At 62.5% G+C, this 24,926-nt stretch carries 18 protein-coding genes; 6 read left to right on the top strand and 12 right to left on the bottom strand.

The window, feature by feature from the left end; all coding sequences use genetic code 11:
* Positions 1-204: 204 nt before the first annotated feature.
* Entirely contained in the window at positions 205-1,140 is a 936-nt protein-coding gene (locus tag H2170_10500; protein MCS6300512.1) for a hypothetical protein, read from the top strand.
* A 436-nt stretch (positions 1,141-1,576) separates the two neighbouring features.
* On the opposite strand, the gene H2170_10495 is transcribed toward H2170_10500, so the two are convergent.
* From H2170_10495 to H2170_10480, 4 genes are all read right to left on the bottom strand, one after another.
* Positions 1,577-2,089, bottom strand: a complete 513-nt coding sequence (locus tag H2170_10495) for a peroxiredoxin (GenBank protein ID MCS6300511.1) — start codon at positions 2,087-2,089, stop codon at positions 1,577-1,579.
* Between the two features lie 210 nt (positions 2,090-2,299).
* Positions 2,300-4,042, bottom strand: a complete 1,743-nt coding sequence (locus tag H2170_10490) for a mucoidy inhibitor MuiA family protein (GenBank protein ID MCS6300510.1) — start codon at positions 4,040-4,042, stop codon at positions 2,300-2,302.
* Positions 4,043-4,379: 337 nt separating this feature from the next.
* Entirely contained in the window at positions 4,380-5,894 is a 1,515-nt protein-coding gene (locus H2170_10485) for a sialate O-acetylesterase (protein MCS6300509.1), read from the bottom strand.
* Positions 5,895-6,139: 245 nt separating this feature from the next.
* Positions 6,140-7,621, bottom strand: coding sequence for an excinuclease ABC subunit UvrC (locus H2170_10480; protein MCS6300508.1), 1,482 nt, complete (start codon positions 7,619-7,621; stop codon positions 6,140-6,142).
* A 37-nt stretch (positions 7,622-7,658) separates the two neighbouring features.
* Between H2170_10480 and H2170_10475 the strand changes: the two genes are divergently transcribed.
* Complete coding sequence (locus H2170_10475; protein MCS6300507.1) at positions 7,659-8,981, top strand: CinA family nicotinamide mononucleotide deamidase-related protein; 1,323 nt, start codon at positions 7,659-7,661, stop codon at positions 8,979-8,981.
* A gap of 178 nt (positions 8,982-9,159) precedes the next feature.
* On the top strand, positions 9,160-9,594 hold the full coding sequence (locus tag H2170_10470) for a DUF4870 domain-containing protein (GenBank protein MCS6300506.1): 435 nt from the start codon (positions 9,160-9,162) through the stop codon (positions 9,592-9,594).
* Positions 9,595-9,687: 93 nt separating this feature from the next.
* On the opposite strand, the gene H2170_10465 is transcribed toward H2170_10470, so the two are convergent.
* A complete protein-coding gene (locus H2170_10465; GenBank protein ID MCS6300505.1) occupies positions 9,688-10,317 on the bottom strand; it encodes a hypothetical protein in 630 nt (209 codons plus the stop codon).
* Between the two features lie 287 nt (positions 10,318-10,604).
* Entirely contained in the window at positions 10,605-11,180 is a 576-nt protein-coding gene (gene def, locus H2170_10460; protein ID MCS6300504.1) for a peptide deformylase, read from the bottom strand.
* A gap of 73 nt (positions 11,181-11,253) precedes the next feature.
* Here def and H2170_10455 point away from each other — a divergent pair, with 73 nt between their 5' ends.
* Together H2170_10455 and H2170_10450 are read left to right on the top strand one after the other, a co-directional pair.
* On the top strand, positions 11,254-12,930 hold the full coding sequence (locus H2170_10455; protein MCS6300503.1) for a hypothetical protein: 1,677 nt from the start codon (positions 11,254-11,256) through the stop codon (positions 12,928-12,930).
* Between the two features lie 18 nt (positions 12,931-12,948).
* Positions 12,949-14,331, top strand: a complete 1,383-nt coding sequence (locus H2170_10450) for a hypothetical protein (GenBank protein MCS6300502.1) — start codon at positions 12,949-12,951, stop codon at positions 14,329-14,331.
* Between the two features lie 1,188 nt (positions 14,332-15,519).
* Here the strand turns inward: H2170_10450 and H2170_10445 are convergent.
* The 5 genes from H2170_10445 to H2170_10425 all read right to left on the bottom strand — a co-directional run bounded on the left by H2170_10445 (position 15,520) and on the right by H2170_10425 (position 22,477).
* Positions 15,520-16,542, bottom strand: coding sequence for a glutamyl-tRNA reductase (locus H2170_10445; protein MCS6300501.1), 1,023 nt, complete (start codon positions 16,540-16,542; stop codon positions 15,520-15,522).
* Positions 16,539-17,348 carry a cytochrome c biogenesis protein CcsA gene (gene ccsA / locus H2170_10440; protein MCS6300500.1) on the bottom strand — a complete coding sequence of 270 codons (810 nt, stop codon included), beginning with the start codon at positions 17,346-17,348 and terminating at the stop codon, positions 16,539-16,541. The genes H2170_10445 and ccsA overlap by 4 nt, the downstream gene beginning before the upstream one ends.
* Positions 17,349-17,499: 151 nt before the next feature.
* Positions 17,500-18,357 (bottom strand): class I SAM-dependent methyltransferase, encoded by an 858-nt coding sequence (locus tag H2170_10435; GenBank protein MCS6300499.1) that lies wholly within the window; start codon positions 18,355-18,357, stop codon positions 17,500-17,502.
* Between the two features lie 60 nt (positions 18,358-18,417).
* Positions 18,418-19,569: an RsmB/NOP family class I SAM-dependent RNA methyltransferase gene (locus H2170_10430; protein MCS6300498.1), complete on the bottom strand. Its 1,152-nt coding sequence runs from the start codon at positions 19,567-19,569 to the stop codon at positions 18,418-18,420.
* 151 nt (positions 19,570-19,720) lie between these two features.
* Positions 19,721-22,477, bottom strand: a complete 2,757-nt coding sequence (locus H2170_10425; GenBank protein MCS6300497.1) for an RNB domain-containing ribonuclease — start codon at positions 22,475-22,477, stop codon at positions 19,721-19,723.
* Positions 22,478-22,559: 82 nt separating this feature from the next.
* On the opposite strand from H2170_10425, the gene glgA reads away from it, so the two are divergent.
* On the top strand, positions 22,560-24,002 hold the full coding sequence (gene glgA, locus H2170_10420; GenBank protein ID MCS6300496.1) for a glycogen synthase GlgA: 1,443 nt from the start codon (positions 22,560-22,562) through the stop codon (positions 24,000-24,002).
* 198 nt (positions 24,003-24,200) lie between these two features.
* On the opposite strand, the gene H2170_10415 is transcribed toward glgA, so the two are convergent.
* Positions 24,201-24,896, bottom strand: a complete 696-nt coding sequence (locus H2170_10415) for a hypothetical protein (GenBank protein ID MCS6300495.1) — start codon at positions 24,894-24,896, stop codon at positions 24,201-24,203.
* Positions 24,897-24,926 lie beyond the last annotated feature (30 nt).

Below are 24,926 nucleotides of genomic sequence, written 5' to 3'. Positions count from 1 at the left end.
CAATAATGGGTGGCGGACGAATACTCGGCCGTTTAGCTGCAAAGGTAAGCAACCCGAGCATCGTTTAAACCCGAAAGACCGACTTGGGTAAATCCGCTAAATTTAACGTTACCCATCGTGTGAATAACGTGTTGGCAACAGACGGGAACTTCCGGTTGCTTTTGTGCCCAACGCGGCCGATTTTCACACCGCCATGAGCGACGCATGCACCTTGATCCCTTCACTGGAAAACCCACCTGCATCCATGGCGGCCGGCTCCCGACAGCCGAAAAGCGACGCGCGCTTCAACACGATCACCGGCTGCGACTGGAAGCGCTCGCTCGTCTCAGCGCGGCAGCGGCGCGCGTCGGCATCGGAACGGATCCGGACGATGACCTCATCCTCTGGGAATCCGACGAAATAGCCCTGCTGGCCTTAGCCGGCCCGCTTTGGCACGAATTGTACGAGGCGGCCCAAGGGTTCCGCACCTTGCTGCCGCTCATCTCGTTGGAAGATTTTGGGTTTCCCTCCGGCGTCGAGGACCTGTTGGCCGAATGTGGACCTAGCCTGCGGCCGATCAGCAGCGGGGTTGAGGCGACGGCCTTCGAGGCCAAGGACCACTCGATCTACAAGTTTTTCATGCCGCGCACCAACGGGCGCATCGGCGGCACCTTCGCGTTTCGCCGCAGCGACGATGTTGCCCTGATCGCCGATGCCTCCGACGGTAGTTATCGGGCTATGCTGGAGAAGTTTAACCTCATCGTGCACCTCGACGGCATGCCCACTGAAGTGCTCGGCGTGACCAAAAACGAGGGCGTGCTGGTGACCAAACAAACCCTGGGCAAGCTCCTCGCCGAAGGCGCCGACACCTCGCAGGTCCAACCCGCGCCGCTCATCCCGATTCCGTCGCGATTTTTGCGCGCCTACCGCGATCACCCCCGGCTTTATTTTTTGGATGGAAAGCCCTGGCTGATAGCGGACTTGCATTCGAAGAACTTGGTTCGCGCCGCCGACGGGGTGTTGCGCGCGATCGATCTGCTTGCGGCCCCGCTGCCAGCCGACTTGGTAGCCAAGGAACCGCTGCTGGTTGACTGGCTGGCGCGGGCTCGGCTTGACCCGACTGCCGCGTTGTTGCGCCCCGTCCACGACGACGAGTTGTAGGGAGCGCGGATACCTTGCGCAAACACCTTGAGCTCACGCTCAAGGCCACGGAGGGCAACTTGCGCGTTAGCTCAAGGCCACAAGGCGTGTGTTCAAAACGAGCGTGGTCGTGAGCTTGGCCTTGAGTGGCTCTCTTGCGCAAACACCTTGAGCTCACGCTCAAGGCCACGGAGGGCAACTTGCGCGTTAGCTCAAGGCCACAAGGCGTGTGTTCAAAACGAGCGTGGTCGTGAGCTTGGCCTTGAGTGGCTCTCTTGCGCAAACACCTTGAGCTCACGTTCAAGGCCACGGAGGGCAACTTGCGCGTTAGCTCAAGGCCACAAGGCGTGTGTTCAAAACGAGCGTGGTCGTGAGCTTGGCCTTGAGTGGCTCTTGAATGTGGCCTTGAGCGTGAGCTCAAGGATGCCGTAACCCTCAACTCTAAAGCTGATTAGGCTTACTTCGCTTCGATGAACTTTATGATATCGGCGGCTTGCTGCTTGGTTGAACCCTTGGTGTCGGCGTACACCACCTTGCCGTCGTGGATCAGGAAGGCTTGGCGGCTTGCGAACATTAACGCGTTTTGGCCAAACGCTTTAAGTATCACTTTGTTGATGTCGGCGAGGAGGGTGTAAGGCAGTTTGTATTCCTCCTTAAAACTCTTCTGTTTTTCCACCGTGTCGGTGCTGACGCCGATGATGGTCACCCCGAGTTTGGTGAGCGCCTCGTAGCCGTCGCGCAGTGAGCAGCTTTGGGCGGTGCAGCCGGGGGTGAAGGCTTTAGGGTAGAAAAACACCAGCGTGTACGGGCTGGAGGTGTAGACGTCGGCGAGGTTCAGTTCGACGCCCTGTTCGGTGGTGGCGGTGGCGACGGGTGCAGGATCGCCGACCTTGGGCCGATCGGCAGCTTGGGAAATGGAAAACATGGCGAGGAATGCGGTGAGGGTGAGCAGGGTGCGGAGGGTTTTCATGGGCGAGAAACGAGGGAGGATGGTCGGGATGGCGCGCTTCGCAAGCCGCCGCGTGAAGTGGGCCGAAGACCAGGCGACTGAATAATTAACCGCTAATAAACGCTAAGATACGCTAATTCGCGGGCGCTGAATCTTTGTTTTATTAGCGTCCGTTGGCGGCCATTAGCGGTTAAAACGGTGCGTTGGGCTGCGTTTGAGGGCGAAAGGGGCTTACTCAACGCCGGTCACGGGCAGGTCGGCGGGATGCTCGATGGAGAACTTCAGCGGGATCTCGCGCTTCTCGCCCGGCTTCAGGTCGAGGCGCCAGGTGATTTTCCCCGTCGCGTCACGGGCGATGCCGGCTTTGGGCGGTTGCGCAGCGGCGTCTTCGGGCTTGAGCAGCTCGCGAGCGGCGGGCGCGATCAGTTCGACGACAATCTTCTCATCGCGCGAAACTGGCGCGACATCCTGGATTACGACGCGTTCGGTGGTGCGCTTGTTGTTGGTGAGCGTCACCAGAATGTCGTAGGTGGTGCGGCGGCTCTTGGTGGTGAAACCGGTGTCTTCGGTGAAGCGGGAAACGATCTTGCGCTTGATCGCGATGCCCTCGTCCGCCCCGAGGTTGAGGGTGAACTTTTCGCCGGGCATGGTGGTGGCCAAACGCGCGGTCGCCACAAAGGTGTCGTCGAGGAACACGTTGAGCGCACCGGCGAGCAGGGGAAGTTCACTGCGGTTAACCACAGCGGCGGCCAGGTACGCGGTTTCCTGAAGTTTGGGGGTCGCTTGGTAACTGAGCTCGGCGGCCAGCGTGACAGCGCCGAGTGGCAGGCGCTGCGGGGTGTTGTCGCTGGCCAAGGTGACGGGCGTGGCGATCTTGAAACTGGCACTGGTGGCGGCGGTCTCGATTTGTGCGCTGGCGTTGACGGCGGCGATCGGCTCAGGGGCGGCGGCAAAGTTGTCGGCCAAGGCGGCGGTCGGGGCCAAGGATGATTCGAGTGACTTGCGCTTGGCGCTACCGAGGCCGTGGTCGAAGGCCATCGAGCTGCCTTCGGCCCGGGAATAATTTACCACGCGGGCGACATCGACCAGCCACGGGGCGATCTCGGGCGCGGCGCCACCCAATCCGGGGCGCGCAGTGGACAGGGTCAGGGTGATGGCCTTCCAGTCTTCGCCGGTGCCGTTGCGCACCAGGCCAAACGCGTCGAGTTGCACCTGGCGTTTTTCCGAGCGCAGGCGGGCGTCGTAGGCGGGTGCCCAGGAGGCGCCGGGCAGGCCGTAACTGAGGGTCAGGTCGAGTTTGCCGGCGGCCTCGGTGGCGAGGCGCACGGTGACGGTTTTTTGGGCGCGGCGGGAGGGTTGTTTGCCGCGCAGTTCGTTGAGCTGCGCCTGGGTGGCGGCGATTTTTTCGGCGAGAGCAGTGCGGTCGAGATCGAGTTTTTGGGCGGCGGCGTCGAAGCGCGCGCGCTGGGAGGCGGAGAAGCCGAGGAGTTTCTCGTAATCGTCGAGCGCGGGGCGGGCCGGGGGCGTTTCGCCGGGGCGCGAGGTCACGGGTGTGGTGGAGACTTTTTCAATGCTGGTGAGCAACGCGCGCTGGGATTCGAGCACGCTGCCCTGGTCGTTGAGGGCGCGTTCGTCGCGGCGCAGGGCGAGCAGTTGGTCTTCGAGGGTTTTAACGCGGGCGTCGGGCTCGGCGGTGACGTAGGCGATGCGCGTGGTGATGTCCAAAAGGGCGGCGGCGGTGGTGCCCTTGGCGGAGACCTGCACCGATTCGTCGAGGAGCGCGGCGGGCAGTTGCCCAAAACTGATTTCGGTGGTGCCGGCGGGCACGTCGATGAGCGAGGCGGTGCGGGTGACCACGGCGCGGTCTGGGTAAATGGTGGCGGCGGTGAGGGTAGATTCGGCGGGAATCGGGGCGGCGAGCGCGGAGGTGCAAACCAACGCGACAAGGACCAGGGGCAGGCGGAGTAGGTGCATAGGGGTGGGAGTGAGCTGTGTGAGACTGCAAGAATCGGGAAACGATCCAAGGGCGGAAAAAATAAGGCGGAAGGGGCGGACGACGGTGGCGAAGGGCGGGGATGGCCGGAGGAGCGGTGGGCCGGGGGGCGGCGGAGCAGGGGCTCAAGGTGGTTCCCCTCCAAGGCCCCGCCCCAACCCAAAGTGTCACCTATTAGGTGACACTTTGGGTTGGGGCGGGGGGGGGCGAGGGGCATAAAAAAGGCGGCACCCACAATGGGGCGCCGCCGGAAACAAGGGAGCCGGGACAGGATTCGAAGGAGCGGGGACGGGCTGTGGCCGCGTACAGCGCTGGTTTTTACCAGGTATCGCTGCGGAAAGGCACCGCGGGCAGGCCGTCGACGTTGAACAACCCGGCGAGCGGGGCGTTGCGCCAGGCGTAGCGCACCGCCACCGGCGCGGGCACCTTGGCGCTAGTCACGAGCACGGTGTCTTTTTCGATCTTGGCGGTGGCCGGTTTGAAAACCTTGTCTTCACCGGCGAGTTCGAAGCCGACCAGGGTGTTGAGCGGGGCAATCAGGCCGCCGTTGACCTCGGTGAAGCTCACGCGGAAGCCGGCACCGTCGCGTTCGGCCTTGGCGAACACCGGGCCGCTTGCGACGATCTTTTGGCCATACGTGCGGGCCAGAGCGACGCGGGCGAGACGGCGGCCGACGTCCTTTTTGTTGCGCGGGTGGCCGTCGCTGACGTCGCCGATGTCGACAGTGACGGCCTGGCCGGTGTTGGGCAGAGCGAGGGTCTGGGTTTGGGCTTCGCGCAGGAAGGCCCAGGTGGTGTCGGTGGCGCTGGCGAAGTTGGCCAATTGCACCCAATAAAAGGGGAAGTCGCCCTGGCCGAACTGGGTGCGCCAGCCTTTGATCATGGCAGAGAACAGGGCGCGGTATTCGGCGGCCTTACCGACGTTGGCCTCACCCTGATACCAGATGGTGCCGCGCAGGGCGTAGGGTGCGAGGGGGGCGATCATGCCGTTGTTAAGGCCGGAGGGGGTGGAAAAGTGGCCAGGCCCTGCGATGCTAGGCCACGTAAGTTTGGGTTCGGGTTTAGTGAACGGTTGGCCTGCTGCCTTGGCGGTGGCCGCCTCCGTGTTCCACACGGCGAGGGCGCTTTCGTGAGCGGCTTTTTTAGCCGGGTATTCGGCGAGGACTTTCGCCCAACGCTCACCCACAATCGCGAATTCAGGATCTGACTTAAGCGAAGCGGGTGACATCCACGACTCGATGGGTGTGCCGCCCCAACTGCTGTTAATGATGCCGATGGGCACGTTGAGCACCCGGTAGAGATCGAGGGCAAAGTAGTAACCGACGGCGGTGAATTCGGCGGCGGTGGAGGGGCTGGCGACTTGCCACGTGCCGGTCGCGGTGGTGAGTGGCGCATCCGAGACCTTTTTGGCGATTTTGATGTGGCGAATCAGTGGGTTGGAGGCCGAGCCGGCGATGTCGAGGGCGGCGTCGTAGGTTTTGGACAACTTCCACTCCATGTTGGATTGGCCGGAGGCGATCCAGACCTCGCCGACGACGACGTTGGTGCGGGTAACCGTGTTGTTGCCCTTCACCACCAAGTCGGCGGGCGTGGCATTGGCGGGCAGCGCGGCGAGGGCAACGCTCCACTTGCCGGCGGCATCGGCGGTGGTGGCGAGCGATTGCCCGGCGAAGGTGACGGTGACCTTTTCACCGGCGTCGGCCGTGCCCCAGACGGGGACCGGCTTGTCGCGTTGAAAAACGGCGTTGTCGGTGAACAGCGGCGCGAGCACGACGTTGGCGTGCGCGGCGGCGCCGAAGCTGAACAGGGCCAGGCAGAGGAGGGGTTTACGCATGGGAGGCGCAGTCATACGCAGAGCGGCGGGGTGGGCAAGCGTTATGTCTTTTTTAACAGTGGCGTTGGCGGAATTCCTCAAAGCGCAGCGCCCAGTCCGCCGCGTTTCCGCAATCGTTCTCCTACCTCTATACTCGTTCTCGTTCTCTTACTCCTACTCCTACTCGTTCTCGTTCGGCAGGGCGGGGGGCGGGGAGTGCAGCTCTACTGGATGGAGTAGGAGTAGGAGTAAGAGAACGAGAACGATTAAGAGGGCAGCGGGGCGTGCAGGTAGGCGTGCAGCTCGGCGGCCAGGCGCAGGCCGAGGCCTTCGACTTCGGCCAGTTGCGCTTCGCTGGCCGCCTTCAACCGCTCGATGCTGCCGAAGTGGGCCAACAACGCGGTCCGTCGTACCGCACCCAGCCCGGGGAAGTCATCGAGGACGGACTCGCGGATTTTCTTGGAGCGCAGGTCGGCGTTGTAGGTGTTGGCGACGCGGTGGGCTTCGTCACGCAGGCGCTGGAGCAGGTTGAGCGCGGGCGAGTTGAGCGGGAGGTTCAGCGGCGCGCGTTCGTCGGGAAAAATGATCGTCTCGTGCTTTTTGGCCAAACCGATCAGCGGCGGCGGCTCCACTTCGATCGCGGCAAACGCCTTGAGCGCCGCGCCAATCTGGCCGCGCCCACCGTCGATCACGATCAGGTCGGGCAACGGCTTTTGTTCGTCGCGCATCCGCCGGTAATGGCGGCCGACCACCTCCTCCATCGCCCGGTAATCGTCGTTGCCAATAAAACTCTTAATCTGAAACCGCCGGTAACGGTCCTTGTCGGGCCGCCCCTCGTTAAAGTGCACCATCGACGCCACCACGAAGGTGCCGCTGATGTGCGAAATATCAAAGCACTCCAGCGTGCGCGGGATTTTTTCCAGCCCAAGGGCCTCGCCGAGCAGGCGCATGGCCTCCTCGTCGGCGGCGGGGTGCGTGGGGTCGAAGCGCTCGAAATTGCGCGTGCGGGCCAGGGTTTTTTCGAGGGCAAACACCACGTCGCGCAACTCGGCGGCTTTCTCGAATTCCTTTTTGCCGGCGGCCTCCAGCATCTCGGCGCGCAGGGTTTCGAGCCATTCGCGCGACTTGCCCTCCAGAAACTCGCAGGCCTCGGCCACGCGTTGGCGGTAGTCCTCGGCGGTGGTTTCGTTGGCGAAGCCGTAGAGCTCCTGGCGCACGTCGTCGTAGAGTTGCCAGCGGCCGTCGGGCAGGCGCTGGGGCGTGGCGTCGCTTAGCAAAATGCCGAACTGGCGGCGCATCTGGGCGAGGGTTTTGCGCAACAGCCCGCTGTGGGCGAACGGCCCAAAGTAGCGCGAGCGGTCGTCCTTTTTGAAGCGCGTGACGGCGAAGCGCGGCAGCTCCTGGGCCGGGTCGACGCGCACCAGCGGGAAGCGTTTGTCGTCGGTGAAGTCGGTGTTGTACTTGGGTTTCCACTGCTTGATCAGCTTGCCCTCCAGCAGCAGCGCCTCGGGTTCGGACTTCACCTCGATGGTGTCGAAGTCGGCGATCATCTCGATCAAGGCGCGGATTTTCGGGTGCAACGTCATCGCCCGCGCCGGGGTGAAATACGACGAGACCCGCTTTTTTAACGCCTTGGCTTTGCCGACGTAAATGATGCGCCCCAAGCGGTCCTTCATCAGGTAAACCCCCGGCTTCTCGGGCAGCTGGCGGACCTTCTCTTTGAGGTTAATGGAGTGAGGCGCTGGCATTTTGGCTGAGTTTAACCTAGTTTCGCGCTTCGCAAGTATGGTTTCCAAAAACATCGCCCCTCCCGGCTCGGTCGCCTCCAAACGTTACGAACTCCTCACCCTGGGGGATGAGTTGCTTTTGGGCCTGACCGCCAACGGTCATCTCACCTACATCGGCGCCCAGCTCGGGCAGCGCGGGGTGCTGCTCCAGCGCAACGTGACGTTGACCGACGAGGCTGACGCGATCGCCGAACAATTTCGCGAGAGCTGGGCGCGCGCCGACGTGGTCATCACCACCGGCGGGCTGGGGCCGACCTGCGACGACCGCACGCGCGAGGCGGTCGCCGGGGTGTTGGGGCAACGCCTGGTTTTCGAGCCCGAAATCGCTGCGGGCATCGAGGCGTTTTTCGCCAGTCGAGGCCGGATCATGACGGAGAACAACCTCAAGCAGGCCTACCGTTTTGAGCGCGGCGAGGTGTTGCCCAACGCCAACGGCACCGCGCCAGGCCTGTGGGTGGAGCAAGACGGCAAGGTGCTGATCATGCTGCCGGGCCCGCCCAACGAGTTGCAACCGATGTTTACCGAACAGGTGATTCCTCGGCTGGCGCAGCGTGGGCTCCTACTCGACCGACAAGCCTACGTGCAGCTGCGCACGGCGGGCATCGGCGAGTCGGCGCTGGAGACCAAACTGCAGCCTGTTTTTGCCGATTACGGTGACGGTCTGAGCATCGCCTACTGTGCGCATCAAGGGCAGGTGGACGTGCGCCTGAGTTCCCCCAGTGGGCAGCTCTCGTTTGGGCAACTCGACGAGGTGGCCGGCGAGTGCGAGCGCCTCTTGGGGGAGGATTTTATGGGGTACGGGAGCGCTTCGTTGGCGCAAGTCGTCGGCGACCTGTTGCGAGCGCAGGAGTGCATGCTGGCGGTGGCCGAGACCGCCACGGGCGGGCTGCTGGCCAGCGAGTTCACGGGAATCTGCGGGGCCACGAAGTTTTTTGCGGGCGGCTGCGTGTGTTACTCCAACGAGTCGAAGATGCAGTTGCTCGACGTACCCGAATGCCTGCTGGAGCAGCACGGCGGGGTGTCGGCGGAAAACGCGGTGGCGATGGCCGTCGGCGCGGCCGAGCGGCTGGGCGCCGACTACGCGCTGGCGATCACGGGCTTTGCGGGCCCTTGCGGCGGCACCCACGAAAACCCGGTCGGCACGATGTACCTGGCGCTGTATTCGCCTCAGGGCATGTGGTCGAAAAAGCTCCATTATCCCGGCCCGCGAGCGACGGTGAACCGGCGCGCGGTGATTGCCGCGCTGGACTGGTTGCGGCGCGAGTTGGTCCGCACGCAAAGCGGCGTGACTACCGGGGCGCAGGCCGGCGGGCGGGAGTGACCGGCGCAGGGCGTTGGGCGGTGGCAGAGTCCGGAGGCGAATAATAAAACAATCCTCGGTCAATTTAGCCGCGAAAGAACGCAGAGAGCGCATAGAAATTCAGGTTTTTATCTTTGCGATCCTTGCGATCTTTCGCGGCTAACTGGGCGTGGATTTATCCTTAAAATAACGTTACAGCGTGCTGAGTAATCGCGTGACTTGCGGTTCGGCCGAACTGGCGCTTGGTTTCGGCCCCAATATGGCCACGGTCACCCTGCCTTCCTCCAACACTCCCCCGTCGCTTCCGCGCCTTAGCGGCGACGAAAAGGCCCTCATCATTCTTTGCCACCTCTCGGGCTTTCTGGGTGTGGGGTTTATCCTCCCGCTGGTGGTGTTTTTGATCAAAAAAGCCGAGGGTGGTCCTGTGGCGGTGCAGGCCAAGGAGGTGCTTAACTTCCACCTCTCCCTGCTGATCTACGCGTTGTGCATCGCCCCGCTGTGCTTCGTTTTTGTGGGGTTCATCCTGCTGCCGATCCTTGCGGTCGCAGCCATTGTTTTGGCGATTGTCGCGGCGATCAAGGCCTCCGACGGCTTCGCCTACCGCTACCCGCTCTGCATCCGCTTCATCTCCTGATCGAGGGGCGGGTATCCAAACCAAGCGGGCGCAAAAAAGCCCCGCAGTGGGCACTGCGGGGCAAACGCTGCGCTTTAGCTAGCGCGCTGCGTCTTAGAAGCCGACGTTGATGAAGGGGAAAACCTTAGGCAACGGGTCAAACTGATCCCAATCACGCGAGTTGACCTGGTTCCACAGGCCGAGCTGAACGCCTTTGAGCGTTTCGGCGTAGTTAATGAAGCCGAGCTGCACGCCGTGCACATGTTTGGCGGTGTTGACGAAGCCGAGTTGCACGCCGGAAACGTCAGCTGAGGTCATATCGTTGTAGTTAATCAGGCCGCTTTGTAAGCCTTTGACCTTGGCGGTCGAGATGTTGATCCAGCCTGACTGCCAGCCGGTGACCTCGCCCTCAGTGTAATTAACTAAGCCCCACTGAACGCCTGTGGTCGTTCCGCCGACATGATTGTAGAGGGTGAAGAGACCGCCAAAACCGACAAAGTCGCCGGTGGTCGAGTGGGCGAAGCCGATGTCGACGCCGCGCATGTTACGGTTCTCGCCGTAAACCTGCAGGCGGACGCCGGAAACGTCGTCGGTGGCGGGCACAAGTTGGGGCGAGGGGGCCCACAGCGAGGCCTGGAAAACGGCCGGCTCGGGTGCCATGGGCTCGGTGGCCATTTGGGCGTGGGCCGAGATGGCCAAGCTGCTGGCTACGGCTAAGGCGGATAGAGACTTAAGGGATTTCATTATGGGTTTTAGACTGACGCGTTCGGGTTAAGCGGACGCGCAATGGGTTAGCTGAATGCTGTTCGGGTCCATCGCACGGACACGCGAACACGCGAACGGTTCGCCGGTTATGCTAATTAGCGTTCAAGTTGAGGTTTAGGGCATCCTTGAGCTCACGCTCAAGGCCACCGCTTTGCGAACACACGTTTCCACTAACACCCGCTTCGCGAACTCACTCCCCGTGGCCTTGAGCGTGAGCTCAAGGTGTTTGCCCAAAGGTATATCTCCCCGCCCCCTCTCCAATCAGCCTACACCACCGGCGGCTGGCTGGCGTCGCGGGTCTTTTGGCCGAGCTCCTTGATGTCCTTCTCCAGCTTGGCGCGGACTTTTTTCTCCATGCGGTCGATAAAAAGCGTGCCGTTGAGGTGGTCGACTTCGTGCTGGATGCAGCGCGAAAACAACCCGTCGCACAGCAGCGTGTGCGCCGTCCCCTGCAAATCCTGAAAGGTCACCCGAATCACGTCGGCGCGAATCACGTCGCCGCGGATTTCCGGAAACGACAGGCAGCCTTCCTCGTAAACGGTCTTCTCCGACGGCAGCACGGTGACAACGGGGTTGGCCAGGGTGAGTGGCATAAACAACTCCAATGGCGGGCGACCGCCGTCGAGCTCCCAACTGAAGTCGCGGTCGGTGCCGAGCATGTCGACCACGCAAAATTGGAGCGCGCGTCCGACCTGCTGAGCCGCCAGACCGATGCCGGCGGCGGTGTTCATGGTCGCCACCATTTGGGCGGAAAGCAGCGTGAGGGCGGAGTCGAAGACCGTTACGGGGTCGCCTTTTTTACGGAGCACCGGGTCGTTATAATGAACAATTCGCAGGGCCATAGGTCGGATGAGGGATGAGGCCGTGCAACCTGTATTTGCCAACACCGCGCGGCAAACGAATACTTCGCCGCAAATGACGTCGTCCCGCCCCGCTTTTCCCCGCTCCGTGCCGACCGGGTGGATCGTCGGCCTGGGCCTCGGCTTGCTGGCGGCGGCGTGGAGCGTGCCGGTTAACCTCCAGTCGGTTACCCCGCCGCTGCTGGAGCGCGCCGGCGAGGCCACGCCCACGGTGGCCCAGCTCGGGCGCCAGTGGCTTGACCGCGAGAAACCCGGCCCTGCTGCCCTCGCCATCGCCGCCGCACGCACCTTGGGCGATCCGCAGGCCGCCCCGCTTGCCACCGCGCTCGACAACACCGCTCACCGCCAGCCCGAGCTCATCGCCTGGGGCGGCTGGGATCCGTTTCTCGATCCGCTGTTTAACCTCAAGGAAAACACCGGCCGCACCCAGAGCACGCCGGTGCTCACCTTTTTTATCACCCAAAAGGCGCGCGCCCAACTGCTCGCCTACCTCGGGAATTCCCGCTCGCAGGGCGTGCTGGAGCTGTTGCGCCTGCGCACCGTCACCGGCACCCAGCGCTTCGCGCCCGCCACCCAACCCGGCGGCCAAGCCCTCGACGCCGTGATTTTGCTCTCCGCCCTGCTTTATCAGGGCGATCACCTCAGCCACGCGCTTCAGCGCGAGCTGCGCGACCTTGCTGGAGCTGCCGTGGCGGCCAATCAGCTCGGCGACCTGGGGCCGGTTTTCGGCGATCTGCTTTCCCTCGGTAAACGCCTCGATTGGGTCCAACTGTGCGAACTGCTTCGCCTGACCGGCAGCGTGAAAACCCTCGGCGAATTCGCCCAGCTCGCCCGTGTTGCGCCCGACGACCTGCCGCTCATTTACAGCGCTGCGCAGCTCTCCGGCTCGGCCGATCGCGTGGCGACCTACCTGCTGAAATTCGGCCGCACGGGCCTGGCCGACCTGCGCCTCGCGCTCGGCTTTGGCCAAGGCGCCGTCGAGCAGTTGCTCTCCCGCCAAGTGCCCGTCAACCACCAGCCAGCCCCGTCCTTCGGCCCGTTAACCCTGGCCGCCCTGCTGTTTCCCAAACTCGCCCTAGCCGCCAAGTACATGGGGTTTCTCCTTGGGGCGTTTTGCCTATTCCTCGGCCTGGAGCGGGTGCTGTTTGACGACGACACCGACGGTGACCCGGGCCTGTTCCGTGCGAAGAGCGGGCTCCTCGCGCTGCTCACCGCCGCCCTGCTCGTGCTGGGCACCGAACCCTTTTTGTTAAAACCGACCGCGCCCTCCGAATTTCAGCTCAAGTTAACCATTCCCGTTCTCTCCAACCTTTCCGATCCCGCCTCCCTCACGCCCACGGCACCCACACTCACCATGGATATCTCCACCCTTATCAGCATCGGCTTTTTCGCCGCGCTGCAGATCGGCATGTACCTGTTCTGCCTCTCGAAAATCCGCGAAATCGAGCGCCAGTCCCTGTCCGCCCTGCTGAAACTCCGCCTCATGGAGAACGAGGAAAACCTCTTCGACGGCGGCCTGTACATCGGCATCGCCGGCACCGCCACCGCGCTCGTGCTGCAAGTCCTCGGCGTGATTCAGCCCAACCTGCTCGCCGCTTATTCCTCCAACCTGTTCGGCATCTGTTGCGTCGCGATCATCAAAATCCGCCACGTGCGCCCCTACAAACGCCGCCTCATCCTCGACGGCCACTCCGCCGAGCCCAAGTCCACCCCGGCCGTCGTCGCCGCTTAACCGCCGCGCCCCCGCGCCATGAATCGCACGCTCCTCCTCATCCTTTGCGACTTCCTGTTGCTGACGCTGCTCGCGCTCACCGACTGGCAGAAAGCCGCCCCGCCCGCCAAGCCCGTGCCGCCTCCGCCGCCGGCCGCCGCCGTGCGTGCCGCCAACGGCGCAGCCACCCAGGACGACGACCTCGTCGCGGTCATGAAGCTCTCGCTGGCCGACGAACGCAGCCAACGCGACCAGGTTGCCCAGCAGCTCCAGTCCACCCAAAGCACCCTGAGCGAGCGTGAAAAAGCCCTCGCCGACACCGCCAGCTCCCTCGACGCCACCCGTCAAAAAGCTGAAACGCTCACCGCGCAGGTTAACTCGGCCGCCGCCGAGGCCACGATTTCCAAGGCGCGCCTCGCCCAGCTTCAACGCGATTTGGAACAACGCCAGGCCGAGGCCGCGCGCCAGTCCCAGGCGCTCGCCACCCTCGAAAAGGCCCAGACCGAAGCCCGCGCCAAGATCGAGGATCTCAGTGTGACGGTGCGCGTCGTGGAGCAGGAAAAACAGCTCCTGCGCACCACCGCCGAAACGTTGAAAACTCAGGTCGAGGCCGAGCGTCAGGAGCGCATCAAGGTGCAGGAAACCACCACCCAGCTCGCCCAAGGCGTGGGCCAACTCGCCGACAGCTCAGTGGCGCTGACCAAGGAAATCCGCGAAAATCGGCCGATTAACATCAACGTTCTCTTCAACGAGTTTTTGGCCAACCGCGTGCAAACCGCGCTGGAAGGTACCCGCCCGTTTTTGCTCAGCTCGCGCACCGACAAACGCGATACCAACACGGTGTTCGTGACCGACGGCCGCGACACCGTGGCGTTGCTCCACGTGGGCGACACGCCCTTTTCCCTGATCGACCCGCCCTGGAACTGGGCCTCGCTCAAAGCCGAGTTCCGCAAAGGAGCACAACGCATCGCGGTGGACCGCCTGGTGTTTTTGGCCATCGACCCGCGCGTGGCGGTTTTGCCGGTCACCCCGGCGCAGATGACGGCGCTTGGGGTGAAGAGTTACCCGATCGCGCTGGAGCCGTTTAAGTTCACCGAGGCGCTGATCATCGCCAACGGGGGCACCGGTTATGGCGAGGTTCCCTTCAAACTCGATCCGAGCAATCCGAGTTACGTGCACATGGATAACCGGCTGGTTCGGAAATTATTTGGCGATTTCTCATCCTCGCGCGGCGACCTCGTTTTGAGCAAGACCGGCGAGCTACTCGGGATCATGGTGACCAGCAATTATTGCGCGCTGGTGAACAACTTTTTGCCCTCGCAGGTGATTCGCACCGGCGCAGACCTTGCCGCCCGGCCGACGGGCAAGTCGCTGGAAGACCTCAGCCAGCGCCTGCGCAAACTCCCCCAGCGCCTCCAGTAGGAAACTCGATCCTTTCAGCAGGTTGAGCATCACGAAATCGGTTGGTGCGGGGGGGGGCGATACCGTTGAAGGAAACACCTTGAGCTCACGCTCAAGGCCACGCGGACATGCTGCAAAGAAGAGCGGAATGTGGCCCTGAGCGTGAGCTTAGGGAAAAGGCGTCATCTTCACCTTGAGCTCACGCTCAAGGCCACGGGAACATGCTGTAAAGCAGAGCGGAATGTGGCCCTGAGCGTGAGCTTAGGGAAATGGCGTCATCTTCACCTTGAGCTCACGCTCAAGGCCACGCGGACATGCTGCAAAGCAGAGCGGAATGTGGCCCTGAGCGTGAGCTTAGGGAAATGGCGTCATCTTCACCTTGAGCTCACGCTCAAGGCCACGCGGACATGCTGCAAAGCAGAGCGGAATGTGGCCCTGAGCGTGAGCTTAGGGAAAAGGCGTCATCCCCACCTTGAGCTCACGCTCAAGGCCACGGGAACATGCTGTAAAGCAGAGCGGAATGTGGCCCTGAGCGTGAGCTTAGGGAAATGGCGTCATCTTCACCTTGAGCTCACGCTCAAGGCCACGCGGACATGCTGTAAAGCAGAGCGGAATGTGGCCCTGAGCGTGAGCTCAGGGAAAAGGCGTCATCTTCACCTTGAGCTCACGCTCAAGGCCACGCGGACATGCTGTAAAGCAGAGCGGAATGTGGCCCTGAGCGTGAGCTCAGGGAAAAGGCGTCATCTTCACCTTGAGCTCACGCTCAAGGCCACGCGGACATGCTGTAAAGCAGAGCGGAATGTGGCCCTGAGCGTGAGCTTAGGGAAAAGGCGTCATCTTCACCTTGAGCTCACGCTCAAGGCCACGGGAACATGCTGCAAAGCGGAGCGGAATGTGGCCCTGAGCGTGAGCTCAGGGAAAAGGCGTCATCTTCACCTTGAGCTCACGCTCAAGGCCACGCGGACATGCTGCAAAGCGGAGCGGAATGTGGCCCTGAGCGTGAGCTCAGGGAAAAGGCGTCATCTTCACCTTGAGCTCACGCTCAAGGCCACGCGGACATGCTGCAAAGCAGAGCGGAATGTGGCCCTGAGCGTGAGCTCAGGGAATGGCGTCATCCCCACCTTGAGCGCGAGTTTGCATGAGCCACACGTGGATATCATGAAACCGTGCTCCGCCCAGCATTGCGCGCCGACCGGCATGGGCTCCGGACTATGGCGCGAGCTGAGTCCAGAGCGCCGAGGCTTTTTCAGCCACCAGCTGGCGGGCATGCGTCACTTTGGCCGTGCGAGCGGCGAGGTTTTCGTCGGCGATTTTAGCTAGGTCGTCGAGGTTGTAGAGGAACACGTTGTCCAATTCGGTGACCGCCGGGTCGATGTCGCGGGGCAGCGCCAGGTCGATGAAGAACAGCGGTTCGGCGCGGCGCTTGCGCATCGCCGCCTCCGCTTGCGCGACGGTTACCACCACATCGGGCGCTGAGGTCGAGCCAACCACAATGGAGTAGTCACCGAGGTGGGTGGGCACGTGCTCCCAGGGCAACGCGGTGGCATTGAGGGTGGTAGCCAACTCCATCGCCCGGCCGTGTGTACGGCTGGCGATGGTGAGCGATTCTGCCCCACGGCTTTGGAACGCTTTGGCGGTTTTCTCACCGATGTCGCCCGCACCCAGCAGCAGGATGCGGGTGTTGGACAGGTCGCCAAAAATCTTCAGCGCTAGGTCCACGGCCACGTTGGCCACGCTGATCTGACCTTCGGTAATTGCACTGTGGGTACGCACGTATTTGGCGTGCTGAAAGATTTTTTGAAACAGGCGGTTGAGCACCGGCCCGGTGGTTTTGCGGCTTTGGGCGGTGGCGTAGGCGGTCTTGATTTGCCCTAAAATCTCGGTCTCGCCGAGCATCTGCGAATCCAGCCCCGAGGCGACGCTCAGCAAGTGTTCGATCGCCGCCAAGTCGGCGGCTTGGTGGCTGATGGAGGTGAAAACCTCGGCGGGGAGTTGCTGGAAAGCGCAGAAGACGGCGTGCAGGTTTTGGACAACGGCGGGCGAGTCGGCGCTGCCGTAAAACTCCACGCGGTTGCAGGTGTTGAGCACGGCGAACTCGCGCAGGCCGGGGAGCGCGGCGGCGGCGGCGTAAAAAAGCGGCAACCGCTCGGGGCTTAGCGCGAGTTTTTCGCGCAGCTCGAGCGGGGTCGTGCGATGACTCGCGCCCAGAAGGAAAAGCACGGGGGGCGTCATGAGGCGCTGCCGCTGACCAGCGGAAGTGAAATCAGGAGCAGGCCGAACAGGGCGAGCAGGAGCCAGGCGAGGCGCTTGCCGACCAACTGGCTGCGCAGACGCAGTCCAAGTGCGGTGGAGTAGGCCGCCCAGATCAGCACGGTTACGGCGAGTTTAGTGGCGTTAACCGAGGCCCAGTCTTGGCTCCAATGAACGGCCCCAACGAGCAGTGATGCGGTGAGCAAAACGGCGCCGGCCGCGAGCAGGCGCAGGCAAATGTGGTCGAGTTCGCGAATCGACGGCAGGAAGGAAAACAGGCCGTGGAGGTGATGGCGTTTGAGGCTGAAAACCTGCAGCACGTACATGGCGGCGGTCAGCGACAGCAGCGCGAACACGCCATAGCTCAGCAGTGCGATGGCGGCGTGGAATTCGATCCACGCATTGCCGCCAAAAATGCCGATGCGTCGGGTGGCATCCCAGGCTGGGAAGGCAAGCGAGAGTGCGGTGAGTGCGGCCCCCAGCAGGCAGGTAAAATAGCCCAGCAGGCTGAAGCGAAAGGTGGTGCCGATGACCAGGTAAAGCGCCATGGCTGACCAGGCGATGAACTGGAACAGCTCGAAGGTGTTGCCCAACGGACAGCCTTTGACTTCGAGGCCGCGCAGGTAGAGCCCGAAGGTTTGTACGGTGAAACCGGCGGCGATGATAAAGTACATCAACAGCCGCGAGAGCTTACGTTCGCGCAGGACCGCCAAGGTGCCGAGCCCGAAGCCCGCCAGGTACAGCGCGGAGGCGAGCCAGAGCCAGGTGCGATCGGTGAAAGTGAACATGTCGAAAAGGGATGAGCCGTTGAGGGGATGAAAAAGTAGCGCAGACTTCCAGTCTGCATTTGGCCGTAAAATTAACCTGAACGGCGTGCTCGTCTGCGCGCTCCGCTCACCGGAGCAGACTGGAATCTGCGCTACTTTTCGAATCGCGGCCTCAAGCCCGGTGGGAGACCCAGAAGCGGCATTCGTCGGAAAAGTCATGCACCGCGCTCGATTCGTGGCACAGGTCGCTACGCATGACGTCGTAGGTGTGCGTCCAGCCGGTGGCGGCGAGGTCGGCGAGTATTTCGGCGCGGTCGGGCAGGTGCATAAACGTGCGCCCCACGTCGTCGGAAAAGTACCGGTCGCCAAACTCGACGAGACGCGGGTCCTGCTTGCCACTTTCCCAGCGCAGCGTTTCCAGTTTCCAAGACGCGCGTTCGACACGCGAGTGATCGCGATCGTGCGTGGTGAACAACAACGGCGCCCCCGGCCGGCAAACCGCGGCGAGGTTGGCGAGGGCCGCCCGCCGGTTTTCGCGGCCCGGGATCTGCATCAGCCCGTTGAACATAAACAGCGCGCCCCCAAATCCAGTGTCACCTATTAGGTGACAGTTAGGATTGGTTTGAGGTGCGTTTTCCGACGGGGCGACAACGACAGTGTCACCTAATAGGTGACACTGGATTGGCTGGGTCGCGTCGGCGTGGTGGATGGGGATGGCGGCACCGCGCTCTTCGGCGAGGTAGCGGGCTTGCTCGACCAGTTCCTCGGCGAAATCAAAGGCGACGAGCTGGCGGTAACCCAGCTGCCAAAGGCCGAGGGTCACCCGACCGGCTCCGCATCCGGCTTCCAGCAGACGGGCAGTTTTGTCGGTGAAAAACCGTTCAATGAGCAACTGCTCGGATTTCCACAGGCCGAGGCTGTGCGCTGCACGGGCATAGTGCACGACCGCAACCGGATCGTTGAAATCGTCACGGACCGTGGCGGAGGAGATTTTTGCGTCGGAGGTTTTCACCGAAAAAAATCGCAGCATTCACCACGACATCGAAGGGCGTTAGGCCCGCCATGAACGTGGCGACTGTTGCGTTAAAACTCAGGCCTTCCGGCGCCAGGCGGCGATGAACATGCCGTTGCCGTTAATCTCGTGGGGCCAGAGGTGGACTTGGCTCGGGCTCGCAGGGGTCGTCGCGTTGGCGGCGAACACCGGATCGGGAATGTAATCGGGGTGCTCGGCGGTGAAGGTGTCGGCAATCTTCGTGGTTTCGCTCTTGGTCAGCGTGCAGACCGCGTAAACCAAACGGCCGCCCGGTTTGAGGGCGGGGGCGGCGTGGTTGAGCAACTGGATCTGGATCTCGGCGAGTTCGCTCACGTCGGTGGGCGTGGTGGTCCAGCGGGCGTGGGGGTTGCGCTGCCAGGTGCCGACGCCGCTGCACGGGGCGTCGATGAGGATGCCGTCGAACTTGGTCTTGGTGGGCAGGAAGGGGCCGCCATTCCAGGTGACCGCGCGGTAGTTGAACGCCTGGGCTCGGCCGGCGCGTTTGCGCAGCGTGGCGATGCGCCCGGTGTTGCGATCGCTCGCCCAGATCAGGCCCTTGTTTTCCATCAGGGCCGAGAGATGCAGGGTTTTGCCGCCTTCGCCTGCGCAGGTGTCCCACCACGTCTCGCCGGGCTTGGGTGCGGCGGCGTAGCCGACCAGTTGCGAGGCGATGTCCTGGATTTCAAAAACGCCCTGGTGGAATTCGGAGGTGCGGAACAGGTCGGTGTTGCCGCTGTAGCGCAGAGTGGTGCCGCGGTGTGGCGAGGGAACCAGCGGGGAGGGCGAAGGCGTGAGGTTGCCCAGCGAGCGGGGCAGGGCGGCGGCGAATTCCTGTTGCACGCGTATCCAGAGCGTGGGTTCGCTTTGCAGGTGGTGCAGGTAGGCGGGGGTGAGGTCGATCTCGCTTTTAACCCACTCCGGGACGGCGCGGGCGGCGAGGGCCTCGGGTTTGAAGTAGGCCGGGTCCGCCTCGAACTTGCGCTGCAGGTCGAGGGCGGAGGAGACGCGGCTGGTGGTGGGAGCGGCCTTGTCGAGCCAGCTCAGCCAGCGGAAATAGGTGAAAACGGCCTTGGAGATATCGCGCTTTTCGGCCGGCAGCAGCTCCTTGTCGGCGCCGAGGTCGCCGCGCAGGACGTAGTCGGCGGGTTTGTCGGCAGAAACCTGGTCAATGATGTGTGTGGCGCGGGCGAGAAGGGAGGAGTCGGACATGGAAAAGAAGGGTGTTAACCACTAAAAATCGGAAAGACACGAAAGAATCCGGCGTGAACGTGAAATTGGAAACGCCACGCGGCAGGGACGACACGGAGGTCGTCCCTGCGGGTGAGGCAAACGCCGAGGGCGGGCCCGGTCGCTTCCGGGCTCAAGGTTTGGTGGGGATAAACTTCGAGTTGCCAGGCGGGTTTTTGTAGGGGGCTTTCACGGACTTCGGTGCTTTTTTGACGTTGGCGGTCTTCGACGACTTGCCCTGCTTGGCAGGCTTATCCGACTTACCCTGTTTACCTGACTTGGCGGCTTTAGCGGGCTTGCCGGCCGTTTTTGACGGCTTTCCCGAGGCCTTGTGTGCGGGGTGCGCGGCCTTGGGGGCAAGCGTGGGCTTGGTCGAACGTTGACCTGCGGGGGCCGCAGGTTTGGACATGGCGGGCTTGGCCACGGCAGGCGCCGCAGGGGGGCGCAGGTGGGGATGCGACGGCACCAGCGGTTGTGCGGCGGCGTTGCCCTCGCCGGCGACATACGGGCGGAAGTCGAGCAGGCGCTTGAAGCGGTCCACTTTGGCCACCGCCACAAAAAGGCGTGAGGCGAGCGCATAGGCTTTTTTGCTGCGGCGGCCCACCAACGTGTCGCCCGCGTTGTTGAGCGTGTAAACGTCGTCGGTGAGCACGCTCATCGGTATGAAGCCGAAGGTCATCGACTCGACCAACTCGATAAAAAGCCCGTTGGCGCGCACGTCGGTGATCACCGCCTCGAAGGAGGTCTTTTTTTCCTTGGCCAGTTCGCGCTCAAAGAACTCCAGCAGTTTGATTTTGACGCTCTCCCGCTCGGCCTCGGTGGAGTTGATTTCGGTGAGGCTGAGGTGCTCGCCGATACTTTCCATCTTCGCCTTGTTGTAGCCGTAAACGTAGTTGGCCGGCTCGGCGTGGCCCTCGTGTTTGATCAGGTAGTGGTCGAACACCCGGTGCACGACCAAGTCGGAGTAGCGACGGATGGGCGAGGTGAAGTGGGTGTAGTCGTTTTTCGCCAGGCCGTAGTGGCCGTCGGGCGAGCCCCGGTAACAGGCCTTTTTGAGGCTGCGCAGCAACTGGGTGCGCAACGTGTAGCCCTGCGGGTGCGTGGCCAGGGCGGCCAGCAGGCCGATGATCTCTGCGCGCAACGTGAGGTCGCCGGTGCGGATGTCGTAGGTGGCGAGAAACTCGCGTAGTTCGTTGAGTTTTTCGGAGTCGGGTTCGTCGTGAACGCGGTAAACCGAGGGTAGGTTTTTGGTGCGCGTGAGCCGGGCGAGCGCTTCGTTGGCGGCGAGCATGAACTCCTCGATGAGCTGGTGGCTTTCGTCGTGCTCGATTTTTTCCAGGCGGTCGGCGTAGCCCTCGGCGTCGACGAACACCTTGGTCTCGGGCATGTCGAGGTCGAGCGAGCCGTTGGCCATGCGATCGAGGCGCAGGCCGGAGGCGAGTTTCCACAGGTGGCGAACCCAGCCCTGCAGGTCGGTTAACTCAGGGTCGGTTAACGACGAAAGCGCGCGCCCGGTGGAGCCGGTCTGGTGTTTGGCAGGGAGGGGCAACGCGCGGATGTTATCTAGGTTGTCCTCAAACAGGAGTGTGTAGGCCTGTTTGTAGGTGAGGCGCTTGCGGCTGCGGATGACGGTGTTCGAGTAGGTTTGGGCCTTGAGGCCGCCCTGGGCGTCGAACACGAGGAAGACCGCCTTGGTGAGCCGGTCCTGGGCCTCGACCAGCGAGCACAGGCCGTTGGAGAGTTTTTCGGGCAGCATCGGAATGACCGTGCCGACCAGGTAGGTCGAGTTGCCACGGCGCTGGGCTTCTTTGTCGAGAAAAGTACCTGCCTTCACGTAGGCGGAAACATCCGCAATGTGAATACCGACGCGCACCTCGCCTTCGGGCAGGTACTCAAGTGAGAGGGCATCGTCGAAATCCTTGGCGTCGTCCGGGTCGATGGTGAAGGTCGGGATCTGCCGGTAGTCGAGGCGGCCGGCGAGTTCACCGGGTTGAACGGTGTCGGGAAGCGAGGCGACCTCGCGTTCGACGGCGGCGGGGAACGTGGGATCGAGTTTGAACTTGTGGTAAATGCCGGCGAGTTCGGCGCGGGGTTCGAAGGTTTTACCGAGGCGCTCGAGGATTTCACCTTGGATAAGCTGGCTGCGCTGGGTCCATTCGCCGAGGCGGACCACGACCTTGTCGCCAATTTCTGGAGTCGGCGTGAGCGTGCCGGCGGCGGGGTCGCCGACCACGATCTCGTGAAACATCCGCGGGTCGTCGGGTTTAACGTAGTAGGTGTTGCGGATGCGCTGGAGGTTGCCGACGACGGTGTCGCGGGCGCGTTCGAGCACGCGCAGCACCCGACCCGTTCGCTCGGTGCCACGGCCATCGCGGCGCTGACGGATGCCGGGGTTAACGTGGATTTCGACCGTGTCACCGTGGAAGGCGACGCCGGTGTCCTCGGGGAAAATCTGAATCGCCTCGGGGGCGGGGCCGGAGCCGGTTTTGGTTGGTACCACGAAGGCTGAGCCGCCAGCGCGAAAGTTGAGCCGGCCGGTGAGCACCTCGGACTCGGCGTGGCGTTCCGGAGTGCGCTCGGAAGAACGCGTAAAGGCGGACGTGTTGGGTTGAAAGATGGCCCGCTGGCCCTGTCCATGAGCTCGTGCTTGGGCGGGTGTGTGGGGGGCACCGGGGGCTGACTTAGAGGACGCAGCGCCTCGCGAGGGCATGGCGATACGGTCGCCTTGAACGAGCGCCAGTTCGCCCTTGGCGAGCAGGCCGCGGACCTCGTGGGCGAAGACGGCGCGGAGTTTTTTATGGAGGCCGAGGGCGCGGGAAAGCGTCAGAACGGTGGCGGGTCGATAGTCGGGTTGACGCAGCAATTCGAGGAGCGAGTCGCGGTATTTCATGGCGTGGAGCGGGGCGGCCGAAACCGGGAATTGCCCCAGTTTTTCAGTGGTATTAACCAACGCAAGTGCCTACGGTGCCGCGATGAAAATCGTGCACGTTGCCAGTGAATTGTTCCCCTACATTAAAACTGGCGGACTGGCCGATGCGGTGGCGGCGCTTACAGGTACTCTGGCGGCACGCGGCAACGAGGTGTCGGTGTTCCTTCCCGGTTACCGGGCGGTGGTGGATCATCCGCTGGCGACGGGGGCCACAAGGACGCACGGATTGCGCATCGAAATGGGTGATGCCTTCATGACCGGTGAAGTCCGGTCATTTTCTCCGGCTAAGAATCTCACGATCCATCTGATTTGCCGCGAGGAGTTCTTCGATCGCCGCAATCCGTACGGCACGGCTGAACGCGACTACGAGGACAACCACCACCGGTTTATTTTCTTCTGCAAAGGCGTGGTGGAGACCATGCGCTTTCTCGATCTGAGCGCCGACGTGATCCACGGCCACGACTGGCAATGCGGATTTCTGCCGTTGCTCCTGCGTCATGCCGAGCAGCGCTACGGCATCACCTTGGCAATGAAAACGGTGTTCACCATTCACAACATCGCCTTCCAAGGGGTGTTCCCGATGCGCTCGTTTTACCGCACCAATCTGCCCGAGGAACTCATGGGCATCGATGGCGTCGAGTTTTACGGACAGATGAGCATGATGAAGGCGGGTATCCTGTTTTCGGATCGAGTGACCACGGTCAGCCCGCGCTACGCTCGCGAAATCCAAACGGCGGAGTTCGGTTGTGGTCTTGACGGCGTTATTTTGAGCCGCGCTGCCGATTTGGTCGGCTTCATTAACGGCATCGACACAGCGGTCTGGAATCCGGCGACCGATCCGCTGATTCCCGAGCATTACTCCGTGGGGAAACTTGCAGGCAAAGCGAAGTGCCGGACCGAGTTGCTTACCCGGGCGGGATTGGATCCGAAGTATGCCGGCCCGATCTTCGGCATGGTGTGCCGCCTGACCGAGCAGAAAGGGGTTGATCTGCTTCTGGATAACGCGGCCTTTTTTCGCAAAAACGACGTGCGCCTGATCGTGCTCGGCAAGGGAGACAAACAGTTGGAGTCGAGCCTGCGTGAACTCGCGGCGTTGGTGCCCACGCACGTGGTTTTGTCGAGTCGGGTGGACGAGTCGATGAGCCACCTGATCGAAGCCGGCAGCGACTTTTTTGTGATGCCCTCCCGCTTCGAACCGTGCGGGTTAAATCAGATGTATTCGCAGGCCTACGGGACGATTCCGCTGGTCACGCAAGTGGGCGGGTTGGTCGACACGGTCATCGATATTGATACCAACCCGGCGGCTGGCACCGGCGTGATGTTCAGCCCGAGCGTGGCGGGGCTGGGCGGCGGTTTGACGCGAGCGCTCAAGCTGTTTGCCGACAAGCAGCATTACACCGAAGTCCAGGCTCGCGGAATGCGCACCGACTTCGGGTGGGCGAAGACAGCGCTGGCCTACGAGGATCTTTATACCGACTCGATTTAGTGGGCAGTAACAGGGATCTTTTCGGATCAAACCACGGCAATTTAGCCGCAAAAGAGCGCAAGGATCGCAAAGAACCAGCCCTGTATTTCTATACGTTCTCTGCGTTCTTTCGCGGCTAAAGGCTCGATGTAGGAACGCTGATGAGGGATGGGTGGTTATGCGATAACTCGAAGGTTACTGCATAATAGTGGTCTTACTTCAGGGTGAAACGGGAGTAGGCTTCTTGCCTGCGTAAACGTAGTCCGAATACGCCACGGTCATGTCTTCATCGAGCGACTTCACCCACATTGCGCGGCCACGAATTTTCACCGCCACCTCTTTCAGCAACGAGGGCCGGCCGGAATCGGGCCGGGTGTAGGTCATCACGGTGCGTGCCTCCGCAATCTTCACCATAAAAACCGGGGAGAAGGGTTCGGTGCTGGCCAGTTCGATTTTCTCGATGGTCTGCGTGGGGCGGTGCAGCGTGTACGTTACCCGCATAAACGCGGCGGACTGGTCGTCTTTGTCGCCGGTTTTGAGCTGAAAACGATAAACACCCAGCTCTGCGCTTTCGCTCAAAATCTCGCAGCTATCGGGGTTGATTTGGTCTTTCACATTGGGGGCGTTTTCATTGGATGAGCGACGCGCCTTGAGCTCCTTGTATTTGCCCGCCTCCTCCTCGGTTGGGGCGCGCCCGTCCTGCTGCACCAGCGACCATTGCACGGAGTCGCGTCCTGCGGGGTTAAACTGTTCGACACGACTGTGGGATCTGGCGGTGGAGGTTTGGGTAAAACCCCAGCCGCGCGGGCCCTCGGTGCGGAAATCCTTCAGGGCAGCAGCCAACTCGGCGGGCATGGGGGCGCCCATCAGGCGGCAAGTGACCAAGGCGAAAACGAGGAGGAGCGAGAGACGCATCCGCCCGAGAAATGCGAAGCCCGCGCAGCT

Origin of the sequence: Opitutus sp. (genome assembly GCA_024998815.1) — a bacterium.
In the GTDB taxonomy this organism is placed as follows: domain Bacteria; phylum Verrucomicrobiota; class Verrucomicrobiia; order Opitutales; family Opitutaceae; genus Rariglobus.
The sequence above is the reverse complement of the archived record's forward strand: the minus strand, read 5'-3'. Positions and strand labels throughout refer to the sequence as shown.

Coding starts and splice junctions, on each gene's coding strand:
- ccsA (MCS6300500.1), bottom strand. CDS start 17,348: ATGTTCACTTTCACCGATCGCACCTGGCTCTGGCTCGCCTCCGCGCTG.
- H2170_10490 (MCS6300510.1), bottom strand. CDS start 4,042: ATGCACCTACTCCGCCTGCCCCTGGTCCTTGTCGCGTTGGTTTGCACC.
- H2170_10480 (MCS6300508.1), bottom strand. CDS start 7,621: ATGCCAGCGCCTCACTCCATTAACCTCAAAGAGAAGGTCCGCCAGCTG.
- H2170_10415 (MCS6300495.1), bottom strand. CDS start 24,896: ATGCGTCTCTCGCTCCTCCTCGTTTTCGCCTTGGTCACTTGCCGCCTG.
- H2170_10465 (MCS6300505.1), bottom strand. CDS start 10,317: ATGAAATCCCTTAAGTCTCTATCCGCCTTAGCCGTAGCCAGCAGCTTG.
- H2170_10475 (MCS6300507.1), top strand. CDS start 7,659: ATGGTTTCCAAAAACATCGCCCCTCCCGGCTCGGTCGCCTCCAAACGT.
- H2170_10500 (MCS6300512.1), top strand. CDS start 205: ATGCACCTTGATCCCTTCACTGGAAAACCCACCTGCATCCATGGCGGC.
- H2170_10430 (MCS6300498.1), bottom strand. CDS start 19,569: ATGTCCGACTCCTCCCTTCTCGCCCGCGCCACACACATCATTGACCAG.
- H2170_10485 (MCS6300509.1), bottom strand. CDS start 5,894: ATGCGTAAACCCCTCCTCTGCCTGGCCCTGTTCAGCTTCGGCGCCGCC.
- H2170_10445 (MCS6300501.1), bottom strand. CDS start 16,542: ATGACGCCCCCCGTGCTTTTCCTTCTGGGCGCGAGTCATCGCACGACC.
- H2170_10435 (MCS6300499.1), bottom strand. CDS start 18,357: ATGCTGCGATTTTTTTCGGTGAAAACCTCCGACGCAAAAATCTCCTCC.
- H2170_10450 (MCS6300502.1), top strand. CDS start 12,949: ATGAATCGCACGCTCCTCCTCATCCTTTGCGACTTCCTGTTGCTGACG.
- glgA (MCS6300496.1), top strand. CDS start 22,560: ATGAAAATCGTGCACGTTGCCAGTGAATTGTTCCCCTACATTAAAACT.
- H2170_10425 (MCS6300497.1), bottom strand. CDS start 22,477: ATGAAATACCGCGACTCGCTCCTCGAATTGCTGCGTCAACCCGACTAT.
- H2170_10495 (MCS6300511.1), bottom strand. CDS start 2,089: ATGAAAACCCTCCGCACCCTGCTCACCCTCACCGCATTCCTCGCCATG.
- H2170_10455 (MCS6300503.1), top strand. CDS start 11,254: ATGACGTCGTCCCGCCCCGCTTTTCCCCGCTCCGTGCCGACCGGGTGG.
- def (MCS6300504.1), bottom strand. CDS start 11,180: ATGGCCCTGCGAATTGTTCATTATAACGACCCGGTGCTCCGTAAAAAA.